At 46.9% G+C, this 19853-nt stretch carries 14 protein-coding genes; 8 read left to right on the top strand and 6 right to left on the bottom strand.

The window, feature by feature from the left end; translation table 11 throughout:
* Position 1: 1 nt before the first annotated feature.
* From V7S65_RS01615 to V7S65_RS01595, 5 genes are all read left to right on the top strand, one after another.
* Positions 2 to 262 (top strand): hypothetical protein, encoded by a 261-nt coding sequence (locus tag V7S65_RS01615; RefSeq protein ID WP_133256272.1) that lies wholly within the window; start codon positions 2 to 4, stop codon positions 260 to 262.
* Positions 262 to 897 (top strand): zeta toxin family protein, encoded by a 636-nt coding sequence (locus tag V7S65_RS01610; protein ID WP_336386436.1) that lies wholly within the window; start codon positions 262 to 264, stop codon positions 895 to 897. The genes V7S65_RS01615 and V7S65_RS01610 overlap by 1 nt, the downstream gene beginning before the upstream one ends.
* A 70-nt stretch (positions 898 to 967) precedes the next feature.
* On the top strand, positions 968 to 1555 hold the full coding sequence (locus V7S65_RS01605; RefSeq protein ID WP_336386437.1) for a DUF445 domain-containing protein: 588 nt from the start codon (positions 968 to 970) through the stop codon (positions 1553 to 1555).
* A gap of 167 nt (positions 1556 to 1722) precedes the next feature.
* Entirely contained in the window at positions 1723 to 4299 is a 2577-nt protein-coding gene (locus V7S65_RS01600) for a TonB-dependent receptor domain-containing protein (RefSeq protein WP_336386438.1), read from the top strand.
* A gap of 169 nt (positions 4300 to 4468) precedes the next feature.
* Positions 4469 to 6937 (top strand): outer membrane beta-barrel protein, encoded by a 2469-nt coding sequence (locus V7S65_RS01595; protein WP_336386439.1) that lies wholly within the window; start codon positions 4469 to 4471, stop codon positions 6935 to 6937.
* Positions 6938 to 6988: 51 nt separating this feature from the next.
* Here V7S65_RS01595 and V7S65_RS01590 read toward each other — a convergent pair whose 3' ends face one another.
* Positions 6989 to 7642, bottom strand: a complete 654-nt coding sequence (locus tag V7S65_RS01590; protein ID WP_079468543.1) for a protein-L-isoaspartate(D-aspartate) O-methyltransferase — start codon at positions 7640 to 7642, stop codon at positions 6989 to 6991.
* A gap of 124 nt (positions 7643 to 7766) precedes the next feature.
* On the opposite strand from V7S65_RS01590, the gene V7S65_RS01585 reads away from it, so the two are divergent.
* Together V7S65_RS01585 and V7S65_RS01580 are read left to right on the top strand one after the other, a co-directional pair.
* Positions 7767 to 9491 (top strand): phospho-sugar mutase, encoded by a 1725-nt coding sequence (locus V7S65_RS01585; protein ID WP_336386440.1) that lies wholly within the window; start codon positions 7767 to 7769, stop codon positions 9489 to 9491.
* Positions 9492 to 9593: 102 nt separating this feature from the next.
* Positions 9594 to 10532, top strand: coding sequence for a DUF2279 domain-containing protein (locus V7S65_RS01580; protein ID WP_336386441.1), 939 nt, complete (start codon positions 9594 to 9596; stop codon positions 10530 to 10532).
* Between the two features lie 4 nt (positions 10533 to 10536).
* Here V7S65_RS01580 and V7S65_RS01575 read toward each other — a convergent pair whose 3' ends face one another.
* On the bottom strand, positions 10537 to 11034 hold the full coding sequence (locus tag V7S65_RS01575; protein WP_336386442.1) for a phosphoribosyltransferase family protein: 498 nt from the start codon (positions 11032 to 11034) through the stop codon (positions 10537 to 10539).
* 126 nt (positions 11035 to 11160) lie between these two features.
* On the opposite strand from V7S65_RS01575, the gene V7S65_RS01570 reads away from it, so the two are divergent.
* Entirely contained in the window at positions 11161 to 12477 is a 1317-nt protein-coding gene (locus tag V7S65_RS01570) for a (Fe-S)-binding protein (RefSeq protein WP_079468546.1), read from the top strand.
* A 76-nt stretch (positions 12478 to 12553) separates the two neighbouring features.
* Here the strand turns inward: V7S65_RS01570 and V7S65_RS01565 are convergent, their stop codons facing one another.
* The 4 genes from V7S65_RS01565 to V7S65_RS01550 are packed head-to-tail and all read right to left on the bottom strand — an operon-like array spanning position 12554 to position 19771.
* The gene (locus V7S65_RS01565; protein ID WP_111580029.1) at positions 12554 to 13960 is read right to left on the bottom strand and encodes a PKD-like family lipoprotein; all 1407 of its coding nucleotides are present in this window, start codon (positions 13958 to 13960) and stop codon (positions 12554 to 12556) included.
* A 15-nt stretch (positions 13961 to 13975) separates the two neighbouring features.
* Positions 13976 to 14815 carry a DUF4843 domain-containing protein gene (locus tag V7S65_RS01560; RefSeq protein WP_111580028.1) on the bottom strand — a complete coding sequence of 280 codons (840 nt, stop codon included), beginning with the start codon at positions 14813 to 14815 and terminating at the stop codon, positions 13976 to 13978.
* Positions 14816 to 14825: 10 nt separating this feature from the next.
* Positions 14826 to 16280: a RagB/SusD family nutrient uptake outer membrane protein gene (locus V7S65_RS01555; RefSeq protein WP_336386443.1), complete on the bottom strand. Its 1455-nt coding sequence runs from the start codon at positions 16278 to 16280 to the stop codon at positions 14826 to 14828.
* Positions 16281 to 16291: 11 nt separating this feature from the next.
* Entirely contained in the window at positions 16292 to 19771 is a 3480-nt protein-coding gene (locus V7S65_RS01550; protein ID WP_079468550.1) for a SusC/RagA family TonB-linked outer membrane protein, read from the bottom strand.
* Positions 19772 to 19853 lie beyond the last annotated feature (82 nt).

The following is a 19853-nucleotide window of genomic DNA, read 5'->3' as shown; positions in this document are numbered from 1 at the left end:
TATGATAAGGCCATTGACAGAAATAGAGAAAAGAGCACAAATTGCGGTTAAAAAACTGCGGGATGAAACCTTATTGCAAGGCAACCCTTTTATGATCTATCATAAAAGTCTTCCAAAGGGCAAATACTATATGGAATACCCTGATGGCAAAATGAAAATCGTTTCGGTTTCCCGTAAACTGAATGACTTTATTGTTGAAAGCGAATTGTCGCAGCAACAGGCTGATCTGATCAGAAAAAGGCTTAACTCCAAACACAACTAGTGCCAACGCTTTATATTATTGCAGGCTCTAACGGCGCTGGTAAATCTTCAGCCGGGCCAGATTTGTTACCCACAGAATTAATAAAAAAGCACTCCCCTTTTGATGGCGACAAGCTAAAATCGCTAAAACAAATAGAATTCCGGAAACAACTGGGGTGTTCATACAAAGAAGCCGGCAAGCTAGCGGATGAATATGTTGATCAAACCTTTGAGTTGCAGTATAAGTCCGCACTTGAGCAAAACGAAGATTTTGTATATGAAGGCCATTTTACAGAAGAAGAGAGCTGGTCATTGATACGCACCTTTAAAAAGGAGAAATACCGGATAAACATGCTCTTTATGGGATTGGCAACACTTGAAATATCACTGGATAGAGTATTTAAACGCGCTATGAATGGTGGACATAATGTCCCTGTTTATGAAATTGAAAAGAATTATTATGGCAATCTGTATAAATTAAACCAACACTTTAAACTGATTGACGACCTTATCATTCTCGATTCTTCTGAAGAATTAGTGCTGCACCTGGCTACCCAAAAGGACAATCTCATAACTTTTCACATCCCGCCAGACGAAATGCCCCTATGGTTCACCGCGGGCCTCCCCAACCTTTTCCAATCCGGCTCCTTTACCTGAACCAAAAAATTCATTTACTTATTGCCTTCCTATTTTTTACATTTGTAACATCTGAAAATCAATTCATTCAATGATCTTTTTCCTTCCCCTCATCGCTGCTGTCATCGGTTGGTTACTCAATAGCCTTGCTGTTACCCTGCTTTTCCGCCCGTATAAACCCTTTAACATCGGCTTTATCACCCTGCAGGGATTGTTCCCAAAAAGACAAACACACCTGGCCAACAGCATCGGGGCATTGGTAGCGCAACAGTTTTCTTTTGAGGATATCAAAACCAAAATGACGGATCCGGAAAAGATCAAAAAAATTATTCCACTCGTAGAAGCACACCTGGACAGCTTCCTGCGGGAAAGACTACCCAAAGCAATGCCCGTACTCTCCATGTTCATCGGCGATAGTATTGTAAACCAGATAAAAACCCACCTGGTAGCAGAACTGGACACCCTCTTTCCCGTACTGATCCGCCAATACCTCGATAACATAGAACAGGACCTGAACCTGGAAAAAATGATAGCACAGAAAATTGCCGGTATCTCCGCAGCACAACTGGAAACCATTACCCACAACCTCCTCAGCAGGGAACTAAAAAGTTTTAAACTCCTCGGCGCCATCAGCGGACTCATTACCGGGTTAATATGCATGGCCATCTCCCTCTGGTAATACGCTGAAACACACCTCTGTTAACTACTGTTAAGACCTCTTAGCGCTTATATTTGCAATTTCCTGCGCGTAATAATTCCACTCATCACAATCTCAAACCATTCATACCTGTACCCCGATACATTTGTCCTTATCTGAGAAGAAAGTCCGGATAAAAAACTATAAGGATGAAAAAATGCTACGCAGTTCTTGCTGGTATACTTTTGTGGCAGGCGCACACCTTTGCACAGGCGCCCGGAGCTACAGCCCCTCGGCAGGCACAAGGACAGGGACAACAGGGAAGACCCAACATGCCTCAGATTGGCCATTTATATGGCAAACTGGTGGATGCTAAAACAGGGAAAGCAATAGAATATGCTTCTGTTACTTTATTAAGGCAGAAAGATTCCTCACTGGTAACAGGCATGCTCACCAAACCCAATGGCGACTTCAGCCTGGAAAATCTGCCCTTCGGCCCCATGATACTACGGGTGAATTTCATGGGCTACACTAACATGCAGAAAAAAGTAACCATCACACCACAGGCCACTGAACAGGATCTTGGCAATATCAAAATGCAGCAGAACGTAAAAACACTGCAAAGCGTGGAGATCACCGGGCAAAAAAGCGCCTTTGCGATGGGCATCGATAAAAAAGTATTTAACGTAGACAGGAACCTCACCAGCGTTGGTGGCACCGCACAGGACGTACTGAAAAATGTACCATCTGTGAATGTAGACCTCGATGGAAATGTTACCGTGCGTAATGCTTCTCCCAATATCTTTGTAGATGGCAAACCCTCTACACTTACCCTGGATCAGATTCCCGCAGATGCGATAGAAAGTATTGAACTGGTTACCAACCCCTCTGCTAAATATGACGCGGAAGGCATGTCCGGTATACTGAATATTGTGCTGAAGAAAAACCGCAAAGCCGGCTTCAATGGCGCCGTGAATGCAGGTATCGGCACAGGTAATAAATACAACGGCGGCGGTAATATTAATATCCGTCAGGGTAAATTCAATGTGTTCGCCAACTATAACATCAATGCCAATCAGAACTGGGCAGATGGTACCACCAGCCGCAGCAACTACAGCAACGGCCAGAAGGCAGATACCAACTTCCTCTTCCAGAACAGCAACAGCACCAGCAAGCCGCTGTTCCAGTTCGGGCGGTTCGGACTGGACTATATGCTCGATAACAGGAACACCATCTCCATCTCACAAAATATTGTGGCCGGCGATTTTAAAAACAACGAAGACCTGCGCAGCACCTTCTCCGATAAGGATCACGTGGTAACCGGTATCAGCGACCGCCTGAACAATAACGACTTCAGCTTCCGTAACTACACTACTGCACTGAGTTTCAAACATACCTTTGCACAACCGAATAAAGAATGGACCGCTGATATCAACTATAATAACAGCAAAAATAACCGCAACGGCGACTATCTCACACAAGCGCAAAACGCGGCTGGATCGCCACTCGGACAAGCATTGCTGCAAAACAATACCACCAACGGTAAAACCACTTTCGTTACTTTTCAAACAGATTACACCAATCCCATCGGGAAGAATGGTAAGCTGGAAGTAGGCGCTAAAGCTACTTTGCGCGATTACACCAGTTTGTATAACGTGTACGACAGGGATACTACTACCGGTGAATTTGTCAACAACCCGCAGCTCTCCAACAATTATAAATACAATGAAGAGATCTATGCCGGTTACGCCAACTTCGCCAATACCATTGGTAACTTCGGCTACCAGGCAGGCTTACGTGTAGAGCAATATGTGTATGCAGGCGAAAATGAAGGCACTAAGTACAAGCCCACCAAAGCAGTACCAGGCTTCTTTCCCAGCCTCTTCCTCTCTGAAAAATTAAAGAATGACCAGGAGTTACAGCTGAATTATTCCCGCCGTGTAAACAGGCCCAATTTCTTCCAGCTGATTCCATACCGCGATTACAGCGATCCGCAGAATCAACGGGAAGGTAATCCAAACCTGAAACCGGAATATACCAACAGCTTTGAGTTTTCATATGTAAAGAACTGGGCCAACAGCAACTTCCTCGGTAGCGTGTATTTCAGGAATACGAACGATATGATTTCCACCATCAGCACACCCATCGGCGCGGATACATTGCTCACGCAGTACATCAATGCCAACAGGAGCAACTCTTACGGTGCGGAGCTGACCATGAAAAATCAAATCCTGAAAGGATGGGATCTCACCACCAACGTGAACCTCTATCAAACAGATATGAAGGTAAACGCCAATGGGCAGAACTATGATAACAACGGCTTCAGCTGGTTTGCTAAAATAAATTCTGAAACAAAATTACCGGCCAACTTCACCGTGCAGGTAAATGCCACCTACCAGGCGCCTACTATTGCACTTCCGTCATCCGGCGGTGGTGGCGGCGGCGGCCGTGGTGGCGGAGGAGGTGGATTTAACCAGATCCCAAGTTCCGCACAGGGTACCATCAAAGGTTTCAGCACAGTAGACCTGGCAGTGAAAAAAGATTTCCTGAAAAATAAAGCCGCTTCTGTAACACTCAGCGTATCTGATATTTTCAATACCCGTCAGTATGAGCTGAACCAGGCGTCGCCGGAGTTTGCACAGGATTATATCCGCAAACGTGAATCCAGGATACTGAAACTCAACTTCAGCTACCGCTTCGGCAAGTTTGATGCATCATTGTTTAAAAAGAAAAAGAAAGACTCCGGAAACGATACACAGATGGGCGATCCCATGCAGAGTTTCTAAAAACATACTAAAGAAGGTGAATGCAAACCACAGGCCGGTTAGTAGTGCTACAACACTCTGCCGGCCATGTTTTTTTAGCTACCACTCATCATATTTCGTGAATGTTTAAACATACGCCTATTACTTTTACGCTGTTGTTGTATCATTATTAAAGTTGCTAAGTCCACGCATGCGAAATTTTTTCTCACTCATGGTCGTGTTGTTTGTTGCGTCGTATAACGTCAACGCACAAACGCCAATCCCCACAAGCCTGAAGGTAACAGGAAAGGTAGCGGATATTGTTACCGGGAAACCTATTGAATACGCTTCCGTGGTACTACTGAAACAAGTAGATTCTTCTATGGTTACCGGCGCTTACACCACTCCCACCGGCACCTTTTCACTCAATAATATTACGCCAGGCATTTATGTAGTCCGCATCACTTTTATGGGATACGAAAAACTGGAAAAAGCCGTAAGGGTTACAGAAGGGAAAAATACGCTGGCCGGCACACTCCGCCTGCAACCCGCCGGTAAAGTGCTGAATGCTGTGGAAATTAAAGCAGAAAAACCAGCCTTCTCCATGCAAATAGACCGGCAGGTATTTGATGCCGGTAATATGATCAATGCAGAAGGAGGAACGGGAACGGATATACTAAAAAATATCCCCAGCGTGGATGTGGATATCGATGATAACATTACGCTCCGTGGTAAAAGTGTTACTATTTATGTAGATGGTAAACCCTCTCCTTTCGGGGATGCTAAAACAGCCCTGCAAATGATCCCCGCGGAAAGCATCGACCGGGTGGAAGTAATCAATAATCCTTCCGCGAAGTTTGAAGCCAACGGCAGCGGCGGTATTATCAACATCGTACTGAAAAAAGATAAGGCCATCGGCTACAACGTAATGTTCAACGTAGGCGGCGCTACCCGCGGGGAAGGCTTCGGAAGCGCCAATGCCAGCTTACGTATGAAACGGTTTAACTTCTTCGCTAACTACAACGGTCGCTACGAACAGGTAAACGGCAGCGGAAAAAGCTTCCGCCAGAATCTGATTGCAGACAGCAGCGACACGTGGTACTTCTCCCAGATCAGTAAAAATGAAAACAGGAACACCAACAACGGCGGCCGCTTCGGATTCGATTACTTCATGGATGATCACAATACCTTCACGCTGTCGCAGGGACTGAACTATAACTACAGCCAGAATGAAGACAACATCCTCCTGAACTACATGGACCAGAAAATGGAATCCCTGCGTAACGGGGAACGCGCCAATAACAGCTATAACCGCGGCAATAATAAAAATACCAATCTCAGTTATAAACATACTTTCGATAAGCCCAACCAGGAACTCACGGCCTATATCAGCTACAGCGGCAATAACAGCAGCAGCGGAAGCAACTATAATACCCAGTATCATATTGCATCCGTTGATACGCTTCCCAATGCCGATAAACAAAGCAATAAAGGGAAAAACGGCAACCGCTTCTGGAACCTGCAATCGGACTATACTTCCCCACTTGGTAAGAAAGGTAAACTGGAAGCCGGGGTGAAAGCCACCATGCGGCATATCGACAATAACTACGTAGCCACCTTGTTCGACTGGGATGAAAAAGATTATGTGATCAGCCCCACGCTGTCCAATAAATATGATTATGAAGAAGACATTTACGCCGGCTATCTCAATTTTGCCAACGCCATCGGCAACCTGGGTTACCAGGTAGGCGTGCGTGCGGAACAATCGCAGCTCAAAGGATACTCGTTTACAAAAGATACCACGGTGAATAACCGCTTCTTTAACCTGTTCCCCAGCGTATTCCTCAAATACAATATGCCGAAGAACCAGAACCAAAGCCTGGTGTTCAACTATTCTACCCGGATAGACCGGCCCAACTTTGATCAGCTGCTGCCGTACATCAATAACTCCGACCCGCAGAATATCCGTACCGGTAACCCGGAGCTGCAGCCGGCTCTCTCGCATAAGTTTGAGGTAAGCTACTCGGTATATTATCCCAAATCCAATAATTACCTGAGCACCAGTACCTATTTTGCTCAAACAAATGATAACATAGACCGTATCAGCACCCTGGATACCATTTCCGGCGTTACCACCACCAAACCCATGAACCTGGCCACCCAGCAGAATATGGGCGGAAATGTGTCTTATAGCTTAAATCTTACCAAATGGTGGAAAGTATGGGCCAACCTGAATGTGGAATACAGCAAGCTTACCAGCATCGCCGTCAATAATGAAAACTTCAGCTACGGGTTAAACGGAAACACACAATTTCGTTTACCCGGTAAGTTTAGTGTGGAGTTAGGCGGTCATTTCCGCTCTCCGCGCATTCAGCCGCAGGGAACTTTCAAAGCGATGAATGGGATTGACCTGGGAGTGCGCAAGGAGTTGCTGAACAAATCGCTGGTGGTGGCCCTCAATATCTCGGATCTGCTGAATACGCAGCAGTTCAGCTCCCACTACGAAACCAATACCTTCATCCAGGATTACGACCGTAAAAGGGCTACCCGCTTCATCCGGCTGAATGTGCGCTACCGTTTTGGCAAAATGGACCCGAACCTCTTTAAGAAAAAGAAACCACAGGAAGAAGAAGAAAAACAGGAAGAGGAAAAGCCCAGAGAGGGCGCGGGACGGCTTTAATAATAAAATAAGACAGGATCATATCAGTGCAGGGGCTTCATCTCCCCTGCATTATTTTTTTCCGGCCAGCATGGGTACAAAGGAAAAGTTATCAAATAACTCCTGCTCATTCTCTGTTTCGCTGATTTTGGTGATCCGAAGCATACGCTGTACCTCCTGCCCGCCAACGGGAATCACCATTTTGCCGCCGATCTTCATCTGTTGCAGCAATTTTTCAGGGATATAGGGAGCTGCCGCCGTTACCAGCACCTTATCAAAGGGAGCATAGGTCGACAATCCCTCATAACCGTCTCCGTAAAAGAAACGGAGATTGCGATACTGGGCTTTGAAAGGAAAACTTTTTACCTGGTCAAACAGCTTCCGTTGCCGTTCTATCGTAAATACATTGGCTTTCAGCTCGGCCAGTACACATGCCTGGTAGGCGCTGCCGGTACCTATTTCCAGTACTTTTTCATAGGGTTTTACTTCCAGTAGCTGCGTTTGATAGGCTACCGTATACGGCTGCGAAATGGTTTGCCCCTCCCCGATAGGGAAGGCCCTGTCGTCGTAAGCTATACTTTCAAAAGCCGTATCCAGGAAAAAATGCCTGGGAATATTGCCAATAGCTGCCAGTACGTTTTCATCTGTAATACCTTTCTGACGGATACTATCGACTAACTGTTTACGTAATCCTTTTTGTTTATAAGTATCTTCATACCGCCTCATGGCAGCAAAATTAACCAATACAAGGGATTTTCAATGTATTTTGAAATCTGTAATTTCCAACATTCATTTTTTTATTTTTACTTTACAATCCATTTTAGCATTTACGGCTCACAAAAAAAAGACCATGGATATAAATATTCAAAGCAAAGTAGCGCAATGGCTCAACGGTAATTACGACGCTGAAACCGTTGCCACACTGAAGAAAATGCAGGAAGGAAACCCTGATGACCTTAACGACGCTTTTTACCGTAACCTCGAATTTGGTACCGGTGGCCTCAGGGGCATCATGGGCGTTGGCACCAACCGCATGAATAAATATACTCTTGGAATGGCCACCCAGGGCTTCGCCAATTACCTCAAAAAAACCTTTACCGGCGAAATTAAGGTAGCCATTGCACACGACAGCCGCAATAATGCCCGCTTTTTCGCGGAAACCGTTGCCAACGTTTTTGCCGCCAACGATATTAAAGTGTTTCTTTTTGAAAGCCTCCGCCCCACCCCGGAACTGTCTTTTACCATCCGTTACCTTAAATGCCAGGGTGGTGTAGTACTCACCGCCTCCCATAACCCGAAAGAATACAACGGCTACAAAGCCTATTGGGACGACGGCGCACAGCTGGTACCTCCGCACGACAACAACGTGATCCGTGAAGTAGAGAACATCGCTTCCCCGGACGAGGTGAAATGGACCGGTGGTGAAGCCAATATCACCCTCATCGGTAAGGAAATAGACGAAGCATACCGCCAGGAACTGCTCAGCCTGTCCATCAATCCCGATATCAACAAACAACAGCACGATCTTAAAATAGTATATACGCCTATTCATGGTACCGGCATCACACAGGTGCCCCAGCTGCTGGAGCAATACGGCTTTACCAATGTAAACATTGTCCAGGAACAGGCTACACCGGATGGAAACTTCCCCACCGTGGTATATCCTAACCCGGAAGAATCGGAAGCCATGAACCTCGGCCTTAAGAAAGCGAAAGAACTTGATGCCGATATCCTCCTGGGTACCGACCCCGACGCCGATCGTGTAGGCATTGCCGTGAAAGACCTGAAAGGAGAATGGATCCTGCTCAACGGTAACCAAACCGGCGTACTGCTGTTTAACTACATCGTGGAAAGCCGCAAAAGCAAAGGACTCGCCAAAGCAAACGACTATATTGCCAAAACAGTAGTAACATCCGACCTGATCGATGTATTTGCTGCCAAAAACAATATTACCTGCTATAACGTACTCACCGGCTTCAAATGGATCGCTGACCTGATCCGCCGGAAAGAGCCAAAAGAAAACTTCATCTGCGGAGGGGAAGAGTCCTATGGCTATATGATTGGTCAGAATGTACGTGATAAAGACGCCATCGCCTCTGTAGCCATGATCTGTGAAATGGCCGCCTACGCGCGCAGCAAGGGTAAAACCCTGTTTGAACAGCTGATCGACATCTATGTACGCTATGGCTATTACATGGAAAGTTTGATTTCTATTACCAAGAAGGGAATGAGAGGCGCTGAAGAAATCGCTGAAATGATGCGCGGATACCGCGAAAATCCACCGGTTTCCATCAACGGCTCACCGGTAGTAACTCTTTACGACTACCAGCTGCAACAGATCAGGGATATTAAAACCGGCGACATCAAATCGCTGGACCTCCCGAAATCCAATGTATTACAGTTTGTACTGGCAGATGGCAGCAAAATATCCGCCCGCCCTTCCGGTACTGAACCAAAAATCAAATTCTACTTCAGCGTAAATGCGCCTTTAGCCAACGCAGGTGACTACGACAAGGTGACCGCTGAACTGAATCAAAAAATAACCGGCATTATTCAGGATCTGAAACTGAAATAACGCCCGTCATCTGAAAAGATGATAAAAACCGGGAATGTTGAAAGAAAGGACTCCTCCGGAATTTCCCCCTTTCAGCATTCCCGGTATTGTTTAGCTACCCGCATGAAGAAGCCACTGCTCATCCTGATCCTGTTACTGCCGTTTTTCAGCAGCATGGCGCAAAAAAAAGTGCCTTTCTCCACTATACCCGATACTACCATCCAATCACGCGTATGGATCCTGAGCGGCGCTACCGCGGCCCTTTATGGCGCCGGACTCGCAGCGCTTAACACTGCCTGGTACAAAGGCTATCCCAGGTCGGGGTTTCATTTTTTTAATGATATGGGCGAATGGAACCAGGTGGATAAGACCGGGCATATTTTCAGCGCGTACTTTATCGGGAAATATAGCCGCGAAATGTGGCGCTGGTCGGGACTGCCACGAAAGAAACAGATCTGGATCGGCGGCCTGAGCGGATTTGCCTACCAGTCTGTTGTGGAAGTACTGGACGGCTACTCTTCTGAATGGGGGTTTTCCTGGGGAGATATGGGCGCCAATGCTATCGGGTCGGCCCTGCTCATCAGCCAGGAGCTGGCCTGGAACGAGCAACGTATCCAGCTAAAGTTTTCAGCGCATCCACAAAATTATGATGATCCCGTATTACAGCATAAGGCAGATCAGCTTTTTGGCACCACCTTCTGGGAAAGAACCCTGAAAGATTATAACGGTCAAACGTACTGGCTATCCGTAAACCTTTACTCCTTCCGGAAAGAAAGCCGGCTCCCCAAATGGCTGAATATTGCCGTGGGGTATGGTTCACAGGGGATGATAGGCGGCCGCGATAATACCTGGACAGATGAACACGGGATCTACCACGACTATAGTCAACTCCGTCGCGTACGGCAGTTCTATCTTTCCCCCGATGTGGATTTTACCAAAATACCCACACGGAAAAAAGGCGTTAAAGTAATATTCCAGGTATTGAATATGCTCAAGTTTCCCGCCCCCACCTTTGAAATCAATTCAAAGGGGAACATGAAATTACACGCAGTCTATTTTTAATCACTTATTCAAAGTAAGCGGAAACAATCTCTTCCCCGTTCATTTCTACCAGCACCATGTCCTGCAGGGTGGTGGCCAGTGAATATCCTACAAAGTCAACGGATAACGGGAAGGATTTGTGCTTACGGTCTACCAGTACGGCGGTCTGGATTTTTTTGGGGAGATATTTCAGCAGCGGTTTCAGGGCGTACAGCATGGTGCGGCCTGAGTTAGCCACATCATCTACCACCACTATCACTTTATTATCGAAGTCTATTTCTTCAGATACCACTACTTCACCGGGATGCTGCTTATCCAGGCGCAGTTCAATAATATGGATTTTCAGGGGAGATATCTGTCCGAGGATAGCGGCCAGTTTATGAGCTATGATCACGCCACGGTCCCAGATACCGGCCAATATGATATCCGTGCCATCGCTGTTATGCTCATAGATTTCATAAGCAATACGCTCAATTTTCTTTTGAATGATATCCTGCGTTAGAATGATGTTCCTGCTTTCCATGGTTGCAAAAATAAGCAATTAGCCATTAGCAGTTAGCACTTAGCAAAAAAATCAAATACACTAAACCTTAACCCCTAACGGCTGATAGCTAAAAAAGACATAAATTAGGGAGTCAAATCTGAGCTAATGCGAATTGTACAAGAATTATTATTTGTGATCCTATTCGGAACAGCGGTATATCTTTTTGCCCAAAAGGCAAGCCGGATAAGGAAAAACATACTACTGGGGCGCGATAAAGACCTGAGCGACCATCCGGATCAGCGTTGGAAAAACCTGCTGCTGCTGGCTTTTGGTCAGAAAAAAATGTTCCGTAACCCACTGGTAGCTGTACTGCACTTTTTCGTATATGCCGGATTCCTGATCATTAATATTGAAATACTGGAAATCATCCTGGATGGTATCCTGGGCACACATCGTTTATTCGTTCCCGTATTGGGCGCTGTTTACCCGGTGCTGATCGGCTTATTTGAAGTACTCGCTGTACTGGTAATTACCGGATGCGCCATATTCCTGGTACGCAGAAACATATTAAAGCTAAAACGCTTTATGAGCAAGGATCTTAACGGGTGGCCGCGTTCAGATGCCAATTATATCCTGATCACCGAAATTGTGCTGATGCTGCTGTTTCTCACCATGAACGCAGCCGATCAGGCATTACAGGCGAAAGGCGCCACGCATTACATAGCTACCGGCAACTTCTGGGTTTCAGGCATGTTTGCGCCCATGCTCAGCGGCATGTCCGATGGCTCACTGGAAGTACTGGAGCGCAGCTGCTGGTGGCTGCACATCGCTGGTGTACTCGCTTTCCTGAACTATCTCCCCTACTCCAAGCACCTGCATATTATCCTCGCATTTCCCAATGCATACTATGCCAGCCTGGAACCCAAAGGTGAAATGGAAAACATGCCTGCCGTACAACATGAAGTACAGCTGATGCTGCAACCGGAGCTGGCTGCCAACGCTCCGGCCTCCGATACCATGCCTAAGTTCGGCGCCAAAGATGTAATGGACCTCACCTGGAAAAACTTGCTGGACGCCTACAGCTGTACGGAATGCGGCCGTTGCACAGCTGCCTGCCCGGCCAATATCACCGGCAAGCTCCTGTCGCCCCGCAAAATAATGATGGATACCCGCGACCGCCTCGAAGAAGTAGGCCACAACATCAAAGCCAACGGCGGCGCCTTTAAAGATGATAACAAAGCCCTTTTACGCGATTATATTTTAGAAGAAGAACTGCGCGCCTGCACTACCTGCAACGCCTGCGTACAGGAATGCCCTGTAAGCATTAACCCGCTGGATATTATCCTCCAGCTGCGCCGCCACCTGGTAATGGAAGAATCCAGCGCCCCGGCAGAATGGACCGGCATGTTCAGCAACATCGAAAATAATATGGCCCCCTGGAAGTTCAGTATGGACGACCGGGATAAATGGACCGGAGAATAAAGATCATTAAGCATATAAAAAGAAGAAGCCGTCATAATTGACGGCTTCTTCTTTTTATGCAATAGGGACTCATTCATTAATTTGCTCTCACAATCACATCCTTCGGCGCTCCCGGAATACCATCCACTCTCTTCGTGGTTTCTCCGTTATGCCCCGTGCCTGTATTCAGGTAAAAAATACTGCCTCTCACACCTACCAGCAACTGGTTGCCGTTATCCAGCAGTTTCAGCATGGTAATGGTTTGACCACTGAAAGAAGTGGCCATTTCTTTCACATCCTTATTCAATGGGTTATACCGGAATACTTTATCTCCCTGTGTGAAATAAAATACCCCCACCGGCGACTCGGCCCAAAGTGTGGTGGCATTGATCTTATCTGCAATCACCGGTTTCCTTTTTTCCAGCGCGTGGAAAACGGGATCGCCACCGGTTCTGAACTCCACGCCAAAGCGCAGTTCCCTGATCTGGCCAACACTGTCGCAGAAAGCATAACATTCGTTGTCTGAAAAACGCCCCAGGTGCAACATATCCATCTTCAGGTTCTTAGGGGTAAATGCAGAATCTTTTACGATGTAGTTGGTATCAAGATAGTTGCCCCAGTCCATCCGCACCAGCTTCCGCTTCGTTTCCTCAAAGCCCACGAAATACCCCCGGTTATCAGGATCGCTCGCAATAATGGCCGGCGACAGGCTATAGGTGCCGGAAAGCGGGATGCCCATAAAACCGTAATAGGTGGCAAAGGGCGCGGTTTCTGTAGCACCGCGGTATAACTTTTTGTTGATAATACCTACGGGTACACCAAGACTCGAAGGAATAAAAGTAGATACCTCCAGCGGCCCCGGATCGGAATAAAAATTCTTCGCCAGCGTTCTCAGCTTGCTCAGGTTATTAGGATCAATGTAAACGCCTCCCGTTTTAAAAGTAGCCCAGTAACCGGTAATAAGATTACCATAGTTAACATTTTTCATCATGGTTAGCTGCAATGCACCACCAGGAAGGGTATCGTGATTAATATTGGTGTATACATCGGCTTGTACCGTGCCATCTTCCTTAATAAAAGATATTTTGGATGCCGTTACATCATCACTCAACACCACTGTGCCACGGGTAAAGGTAGCAGTACCATTGATCACAAATTTATAATAGTACTTCATGTCGGTAATACTATCATACACAATATACATCGCGGGATAGCGCGAGGCGCCCAAACCAAATACGATGCGCAGCTCCTGGCCGGTATAATCCTGCGTACCCATCTGGCCGGGAACGGAAATTTTCCACAACCCCTGGTACTTTGTATTGCCGGAGGCCAGCACCACCTTCGGGGATATGATAAAGCTATCCCCTACAACCGCCGTGTAAGCGGTATCCAGCCGGGTGATTATAGGTTCGGGAACCGGGTGATAATCGTAATTGCCTTTGTCTTTATAGCAGGCGGTAAATAATACCAGGATGCCAATGATATATAGAAATACATGTTTCATGTGTATAGGTTTTTGTTATTGTGGTACAATCCTGTTCCCGTTTTCGTCATGGAAATAATACCTGCCGTCGGCCGCACTGTATTCGAGCGGGTATTTTTTATTAAGATTACCGGTGTTATAGAAATAATAAGTACCGTTTGGTTCCTGTCCTATCGCATAACCCTTATCCTTATAATCGACGGTGCGGGCAATAGGGTCCATCATAAATGCACGGAACTGCCGCAGGTAAAACAATGTTTTGGGAGTGGATTGCCAGTCGGAATTATCCAGTTGTAACTCCGTGGTGCCGGAGGTACGGATAAACAGTTCATGCTTCACCCGGGAATAAACACCGAGGTCGCTTTCCCACACTACCCACCACAACGGCTGTTCCAGCCGGTTTGAAAACGTAATCTTGGCGGTATCGTAAGAAGGGAAATCGTTGCTAAATGCGGAGGAAGCACTGATCTTCAGTTTAATCACCACAGAGGTGTCCAGCAGCAGCGGATCACTTCCGTAAATGATCAGCGGCAGATACGCCTTACCTGAATCGGCCGGGATCTTATACGCTGTGTCCAGCGCTTTGTAATGCAATCCGGCGGTGGCGGTGGAGCCATTGGCTAATACCGTTGCTTTAAACCACCGGTCGTACGGCACCCGCTCGCCGGAAATTCTTACCGGCAGTAAAAGGGTGTCTATGGATATTTCCGGGAAGAGGGCAAAGGAATAAAAGAAGCTGTCTACCCTGGTGCTCTTTACATCATCTGTAAAATCAAAATAAACATTACTGTTCTCACGGAACACCAGATCATCCTGCTTTTTGCATGCTATCAGCAGTATCCAGCTGAACATGCTTATCGCTGTTATCTTTTTCATGTGCAATATTTTATCGGTTACCGTATGCGATTTCATCATCAGGAAGCGGCAGTACAAACACGCCATCGGAGGCTGCCACCGGCTTGCCGCCTAATCCCAGTATGGGTCTGTTTAAGCGTTTGTACATGTAGAACAGCTGTCCCTCCCCGTACAATTCTTTGCGCGCTTCTTTCAGCAGTTCGGTATAAAAACTGTTGGCATCAGCGGGACCACTGTATGGCCCGATACCGCGGTACAGTCGTACTTCATTGAAATATGCCCAGGCTTTATCCGGAGCCGTAGCGAAAGTGCATTCCGCCGCGATGTAATAAATTTCACTGAGCCGCAATGCAGGCCCCATCAGGTAATGAAGATTATCATCGGTACGCTTGTATTTTTCCAGTTGCAGGTAAGTAGTACTGTTTACGGATTGTTCGCTGAACCATTGTTTAAATCGGAAGTCCTCCCCGCCTATTCCGGCTACTTCATAAATGTTTTTGCCTTCTGTGCTGGAAATAAACAATCCCTGTCCGTTACCTTTCCGGAACTGGTCGTTCATGGCATCTTTCCGGTTGGGCATATAATAGCCGAAGATGAGTTCCTTATACAGGATCCTGTCTTTCTTTGCATCGTTGCCATTCATGAAATCCTCCTGGCGGGTCCAGGGGAATTTCTTTGCATTAATAATTTCCAGGGCATTCTGTAACGCGTGTATCTGGTCATTTTTATAGAGATATACCCTGGCCAGCTCACCGCATACTGCATAATAATTTAAACGGTGACGGCGCTGCTGCACAAACATTTCCCCGTTGCCTTCTGTACTGGAATCCCTGATCATATATCCTACTTTATAACCCGCATTTAAAATCGGGTCCACGCCGCGCAATATTTCTTTTGCTGCGGTGAGATCTTTGATCACAGAATCCAGCAAGGCTGTTACGGTTTGCATGGGGGCAGCGTTTTTGGAAAACTCCGTTACATAAGGCACGCCCTGTGCGGCCGGCTTGCTGGCAAAGGAAGGGGCAAACAGGCGGAGCGCATCAAAATGGCACCAGGCCCGCATTGCCAGCGATTCTCCTTTAATGAGACCGTAGTTAACACCCGACAGGATACTTTTTTGCTGGTCTACTTTAGCAAGAATTAAATTGCTGTTGGCAATCACTTCATACAATCTTTGCCAGATCTTATCTTTCCTGCCTATCAGGCTCTTATCTTTATAGTTATAGATAGCCGCCTGCCGGTAACCACTTCCATCAATAACAGGAATAGCATAGTTCTGTGCCAGCACATCGGGCAAACCACCCATCAGCTCCTTGCCATAGATCTCTTCATTCAGGCACAGGCTGTAAAGGCCATTCACGGCATCTTTAAAGCCATCTTCAGTTTTGAACAGCTCATCCCCGGATACTTCCGAAATCGGTTTTATATCCAGCCATTTGCTGCAGGAGGTAGTGAGTAATAAAATGAGGACTAAATACTTCTTCATATATAATGATTTTAGAACCTTGTTTGAAGTGAAAAAGTGAAGCTCCTGGCAAACGGGTAATCAATACCTCTTTCTGCCTCTACGGTAGACCAGTAGCCGATATCATTCATGTTAAGCGAAAAACGGAGGCTTCTCATCTTCAAACGGTTGTAGAATGCTGCGGGCGCTTCATAAGAGAGGTACAGCGATTTAAATTCCAGCCTGTTTTCTTTTTGTACAAAACGGGAAGAGGCCCTGGTCATTGACTGATCAGCAATGTTTTTGTAGAAAGTAACATCGCCCGGTTGCTTCCACCTGTCAGTTAACACGCGGGAGTCTACGTTAAATCTCGGGTCTGCATTTTCCACGCGGTCCAGCAGCGTCTGGTTGTAGTAGTCGCCGCCAAACTTAGTGTAGAAGCTCACTTCCAGCATCCAGCTTTTATACACTACGTTACCGCCGAAGAACCCTTCCAGCTTGGGTGTCTGATCTCCTACCGGCACGGTATTCTTCACATCATATACGTAGGTTTTGGTACCATCGGGATTCAGGAAAATTTCCTTGCCGTTTTCAGGATCAATCCCCAGCGATCTTACCGCGTAAATGGTATTCATGGATTGTCCTTCTTTATAACGCAGCAGCGATAAAGATTTCAGCTCATCTTTTTCATTCTGTTGTTTATCGATATCATCGTTATAGGCTTTCAGCGCATTGGATATTTTGGTGATCACGTTGGTGTTATGCACCATGTTTACCCAGAGGTTTGCAGACATATCGCGGTTACGGTATACGTTTCCACGGATGTTAAACTCATATCCCTTATTCACCATTTCTCCCAGGTTCTCTTTATACTGGTAAAAGCCGGTGGAAGGCGCTACGTTGATATCTGCCAGCAGATCTTTTGTGCGTTTATAATAATAGCGGGGCGCTACATATAACCGGTCGTGGAACAGGCCCAGTTCTGCACCCAGGTCGTAGTTTTGTGTGCGCTGCCATTTCAGGTTGGAGTTGCCATACGCTTTAAAGTGCGCACCTACGCCGGTGGAGTACCAGTCGCCGGTATAGTATTCATAAGTAGTATTGGATAAATAGGCCGGAAAAGATACTTCACCCGTTAAACCGGTAGTGGCTCTCAGTTTCAGCTGCGATACGATGGTGTTACGCAGAAACTTTTCGTTGTGCAGGTTCCATCCGAGTCCGTACGACCAGAAAGGCGCCATGCGTGCATCTACCCCGAATTTAGAAGATCCGTCTACCCGCAGGGTAGCATCCATCAGCAGGCGGTTCTGGTAGGAGTAGTTAATACTTGCCAAAGCGCCGGCCAGTCTTTCTTCATACGTTTCGCCGGTAGGCGCTTTGTCTCTTTCGTATGTTCTGGCAAAGGTGATATCAGTAAACCGGTCGTTCGTAAACCCTTGCGCTTTAAAGGTTTTCAGGGAGTTTTTAGCTTCCTGCATATTTAAACCGAGTGAAGAGTTAAAGAAGTGATCGCCTATTCCTTTGTTGTAATTCAATACCAGGTTACCATTGTACTGTATCTCATCACGAACACCGAAAGTGTAGGTACCACGGTCTTTCAGGTCATCGCCGGTTTTATCAAAGAACTCGTTGCTATAGGGAGACACGAACTGATCGCCGGTAGAGCGGCGTTTGGTTAAACTCAGATCACCGCGGAGTCTCAACGTATTCGTGATATTATATTCCGCAGAAAATGCGTCTGTAAACTCCAGGTATTCAGATTTGTTGAAGCTGGCCAATGTGGCTTCATACATGGGATTCAGCACGGTGTTGAGTTTCATGCCATTGGTCTGGTAATCGGGTACATTCCATTTATCCAGTTCCCGCAGCAGTCTGCCGGTAGAATCAGTTTTAGGAAAATAGGGGTTCATACGGGCATAGGTGGAAAACTCGCCGTATGGGGATTCCCGGCCATTTACCTGTGAAATGGTGAACTGGTTACGGAAAAGTATCTTGTTATCCTTCAGGTTGTATTGCAGGTTGGTAGCAAGACTGTAACGGTCGCGTCCTGATCCTTTCATCACCCCTGCATTGGTTTGATAACGGCCATCGATAATATATTTGAGCGACTGTGAGCCTCCTTCCAGCGTAACGGAATGTTTGTGACCGAGATCGGTGCCGAGCGGCTGCGACAACCAATAGGTGTTTACGCCGGCCAGTACATTCCTGCGTTTGGCGTAGTACTGCATTTGCAGTTCATCGCGTCCCTGTCCTAATGCGTTTTCGTATACCCCTGACAGTTTCTCGTATTCCAGTTTCTGCTCACCGTTGAGCAGGTGGTATGCTGTGAGGTCTGGTGTGGTAACGTTCAGTTCATAGCCATAGGTGAGCGACAGCTTGCCTTCCTTTGGAGGCCGGGTAGTGATCACCAGTACGCCATTGGCGGCACGGGAGCCGTATACCGCGGTGGCTGCCGCATCTTTCAGCAGGGTTACCGCCGCAATCCTGTTGGGATCGAGGTCGTATACCGACTGTACCGGAACGGGGTAGCCATCAATCACAAACAGCGGCAGGTTGGGTGTGCTGTTGATCTGGTTGCGGGTGAGTTCCGTGGTTTTGCCGGTGGGCAATGCGGTGGTGCCTCTTACATTGATGTTGGGCAGGGCGTTGGGGTTTGATCCGGAGAAGTTGTTCTCCACGAGTTTAAAAGAAGGATCGAAAGATTGAATACTGGCCAGTATATTCTGAGGATTGAATCGTTTTAGCTCTTCTCCCGTAATAGTAATAGCTGATCCGGTGAAATTATCTTTCTTGATATTCTGATAACCGTTTACTACCACGTCTTTCAGCGACTGCATATCGGTAAGCAGGGTAACGGAAATGGATGTACGCTTTCCTGTTTTTATTTCCTGTGTTTTATAGCCGATGTAGCTGAATACCAGTATGGCGTTATCGGGAACATCTCTCAGCTCAAAGCGGCCGTCTGCATTGGTTTGCACGCCATTGCGGGTACCTTTCACCACAATGGTTACGCCAGGGATGGGCACGCCGTCTTCCTGGGTTACCTGTCCTTTCACCGGCGGACGCACGGGTATTTCCTGTACCGGTGCCGGGGCGGCGGTTACCACAGCTGCTACAGGAACTGGAACAGGTGTTTGCTGTTTGGGAGCGGGAGCCGTTTGCTGTGGCGGATCTTTCCGGAAAATGATATAATTATCTGCGCCGGCTTCTTCTACCTCCAGGTTCAGTGGTTGCAATAAACGTTGCAGGTAAGCCTGCATTTTAATGGCTGCTGCTTTTGGCGAAGGAACCGTTGCTTTCAGGTCTTTGATGGTGTTGCCCGTATAGTTAATACGTATTTTATACCGGTCTTCCAGTATCGCAATGACCTCCTTCAGGGGAAGTGGTTGCTGCTGTGTAACCGGACGGGTAGTGGCGTACAATACATCATGTTGACGGTGCAAAGGCGCCGCTGTAGCCGGCGACACACAAAGCTGTATCAGCAGGGCCATAGCCATGCTTCCGCCAACACGCCTGGCGTAAAATTCTATCATAGCAATAGATTAGGTTGGTTGAATAATTGTTACCTCGTTATTATGGTTGATTATAATTTCATCGGTGCATAAGTCCCCCTCC

Origin of the sequence: Chitinophaga sp. CCNWYY40, assembly GCF_037483205.1 — a bacterium.
Lineage (GTDB): Bacteria > Bacteroidota > Bacteroidia > Chitinophagales > Chitinophagaceae > Chitinophaga > Chitinophaga ginsengisegetis.
Note: the sequence above shows the minus strand (reverse complement) of the source record. Positions and strands in the feature narration are given on the sequence as shown.

Excerpts from the sequence above, each read along its gene's own strand:
- V7S65_RS01615 (WP_133256272.1), top strand. The coding sequence starts at position 2 with ATGATAAGGCCATTGACAGAAATAGAGAAAAGAGCACAAATTGCGGTT.
- V7S65_RS01605 (WP_336386437.1), top strand. The coding sequence starts at position 968 with ATGATCTTTTTCCTTCCCCTCATCGCTGCTGTCATCGGTTGGTTACTC.
- V7S65_RS01600 (WP_336386438.1), top strand. The coding sequence starts at position 1,723 with ATGAAAAAATGCTACGCAGTTCTTGCTGGTATACTTTTGTGGCAGGCG.
- V7S65_RS01595 (WP_336386439.1), top strand. The coding sequence starts at position 4,469 with ATGCGAAATTTTTTCTCACTCATGGTCGTGTTGTTTGTTGCGTCGTAT.
- V7S65_RS01590 (WP_079468543.1), bottom strand. The coding sequence starts at position 7,642 with ATGAGGCGGTATGAAGATACTTATAAACAAAAAGGATTACGTAAACAG.
- V7S65_RS01585 (WP_336386440.1), top strand. The coding sequence starts at position 7,767 with ATGGATATAAATATTCAAAGCAAAGTAGCGCAATGGCTCAACGGTAAT.
- V7S65_RS01580 (WP_336386441.1), top strand. The coding sequence starts at position 9,594 with ATGAAGAAGCCACTGCTCATCCTGATCCTGTTACTGCCGTTTTTCAGC.
- V7S65_RS01575 (WP_336386442.1), bottom strand. The coding sequence starts at position 11,034 with ATGGAAAGCAGGAACATCATTCTAACGCAGGATATCATTCAAAAGAAA.
- V7S65_RS01570 (WP_079468546.1), top strand. The coding sequence starts at position 11,161 with ATGCGAATTGTACAAGAATTATTATTTGTGATCCTATTCGGAACAGCG.
- V7S65_RS01565 (WP_111580029.1), bottom strand. The coding sequence starts at position 13,960 with ATGAAACATGTATTTCTATATATCATTGGCATCCTGGTATTATTTACC.
- V7S65_RS01560 (WP_111580028.1), bottom strand. The coding sequence starts at position 14,815 with ATGAAAAAGATAACAGCGATAAGCATGTTCAGCTGGATACTGCTGATA.
- V7S65_RS01555 (WP_336386443.1), bottom strand. The coding sequence starts at position 16,280 with ATGAAGAAGTATTTAGTCCTCATTTTATTACTCACTACCTCCTGCAGC.
- V7S65_RS01550 (WP_079468550.1), bottom strand. The coding sequence starts at position 19,771 with ATGATAGAATTTTACGCCAGGCGTGTTGGCGGAAGCATGGCTATGGCC.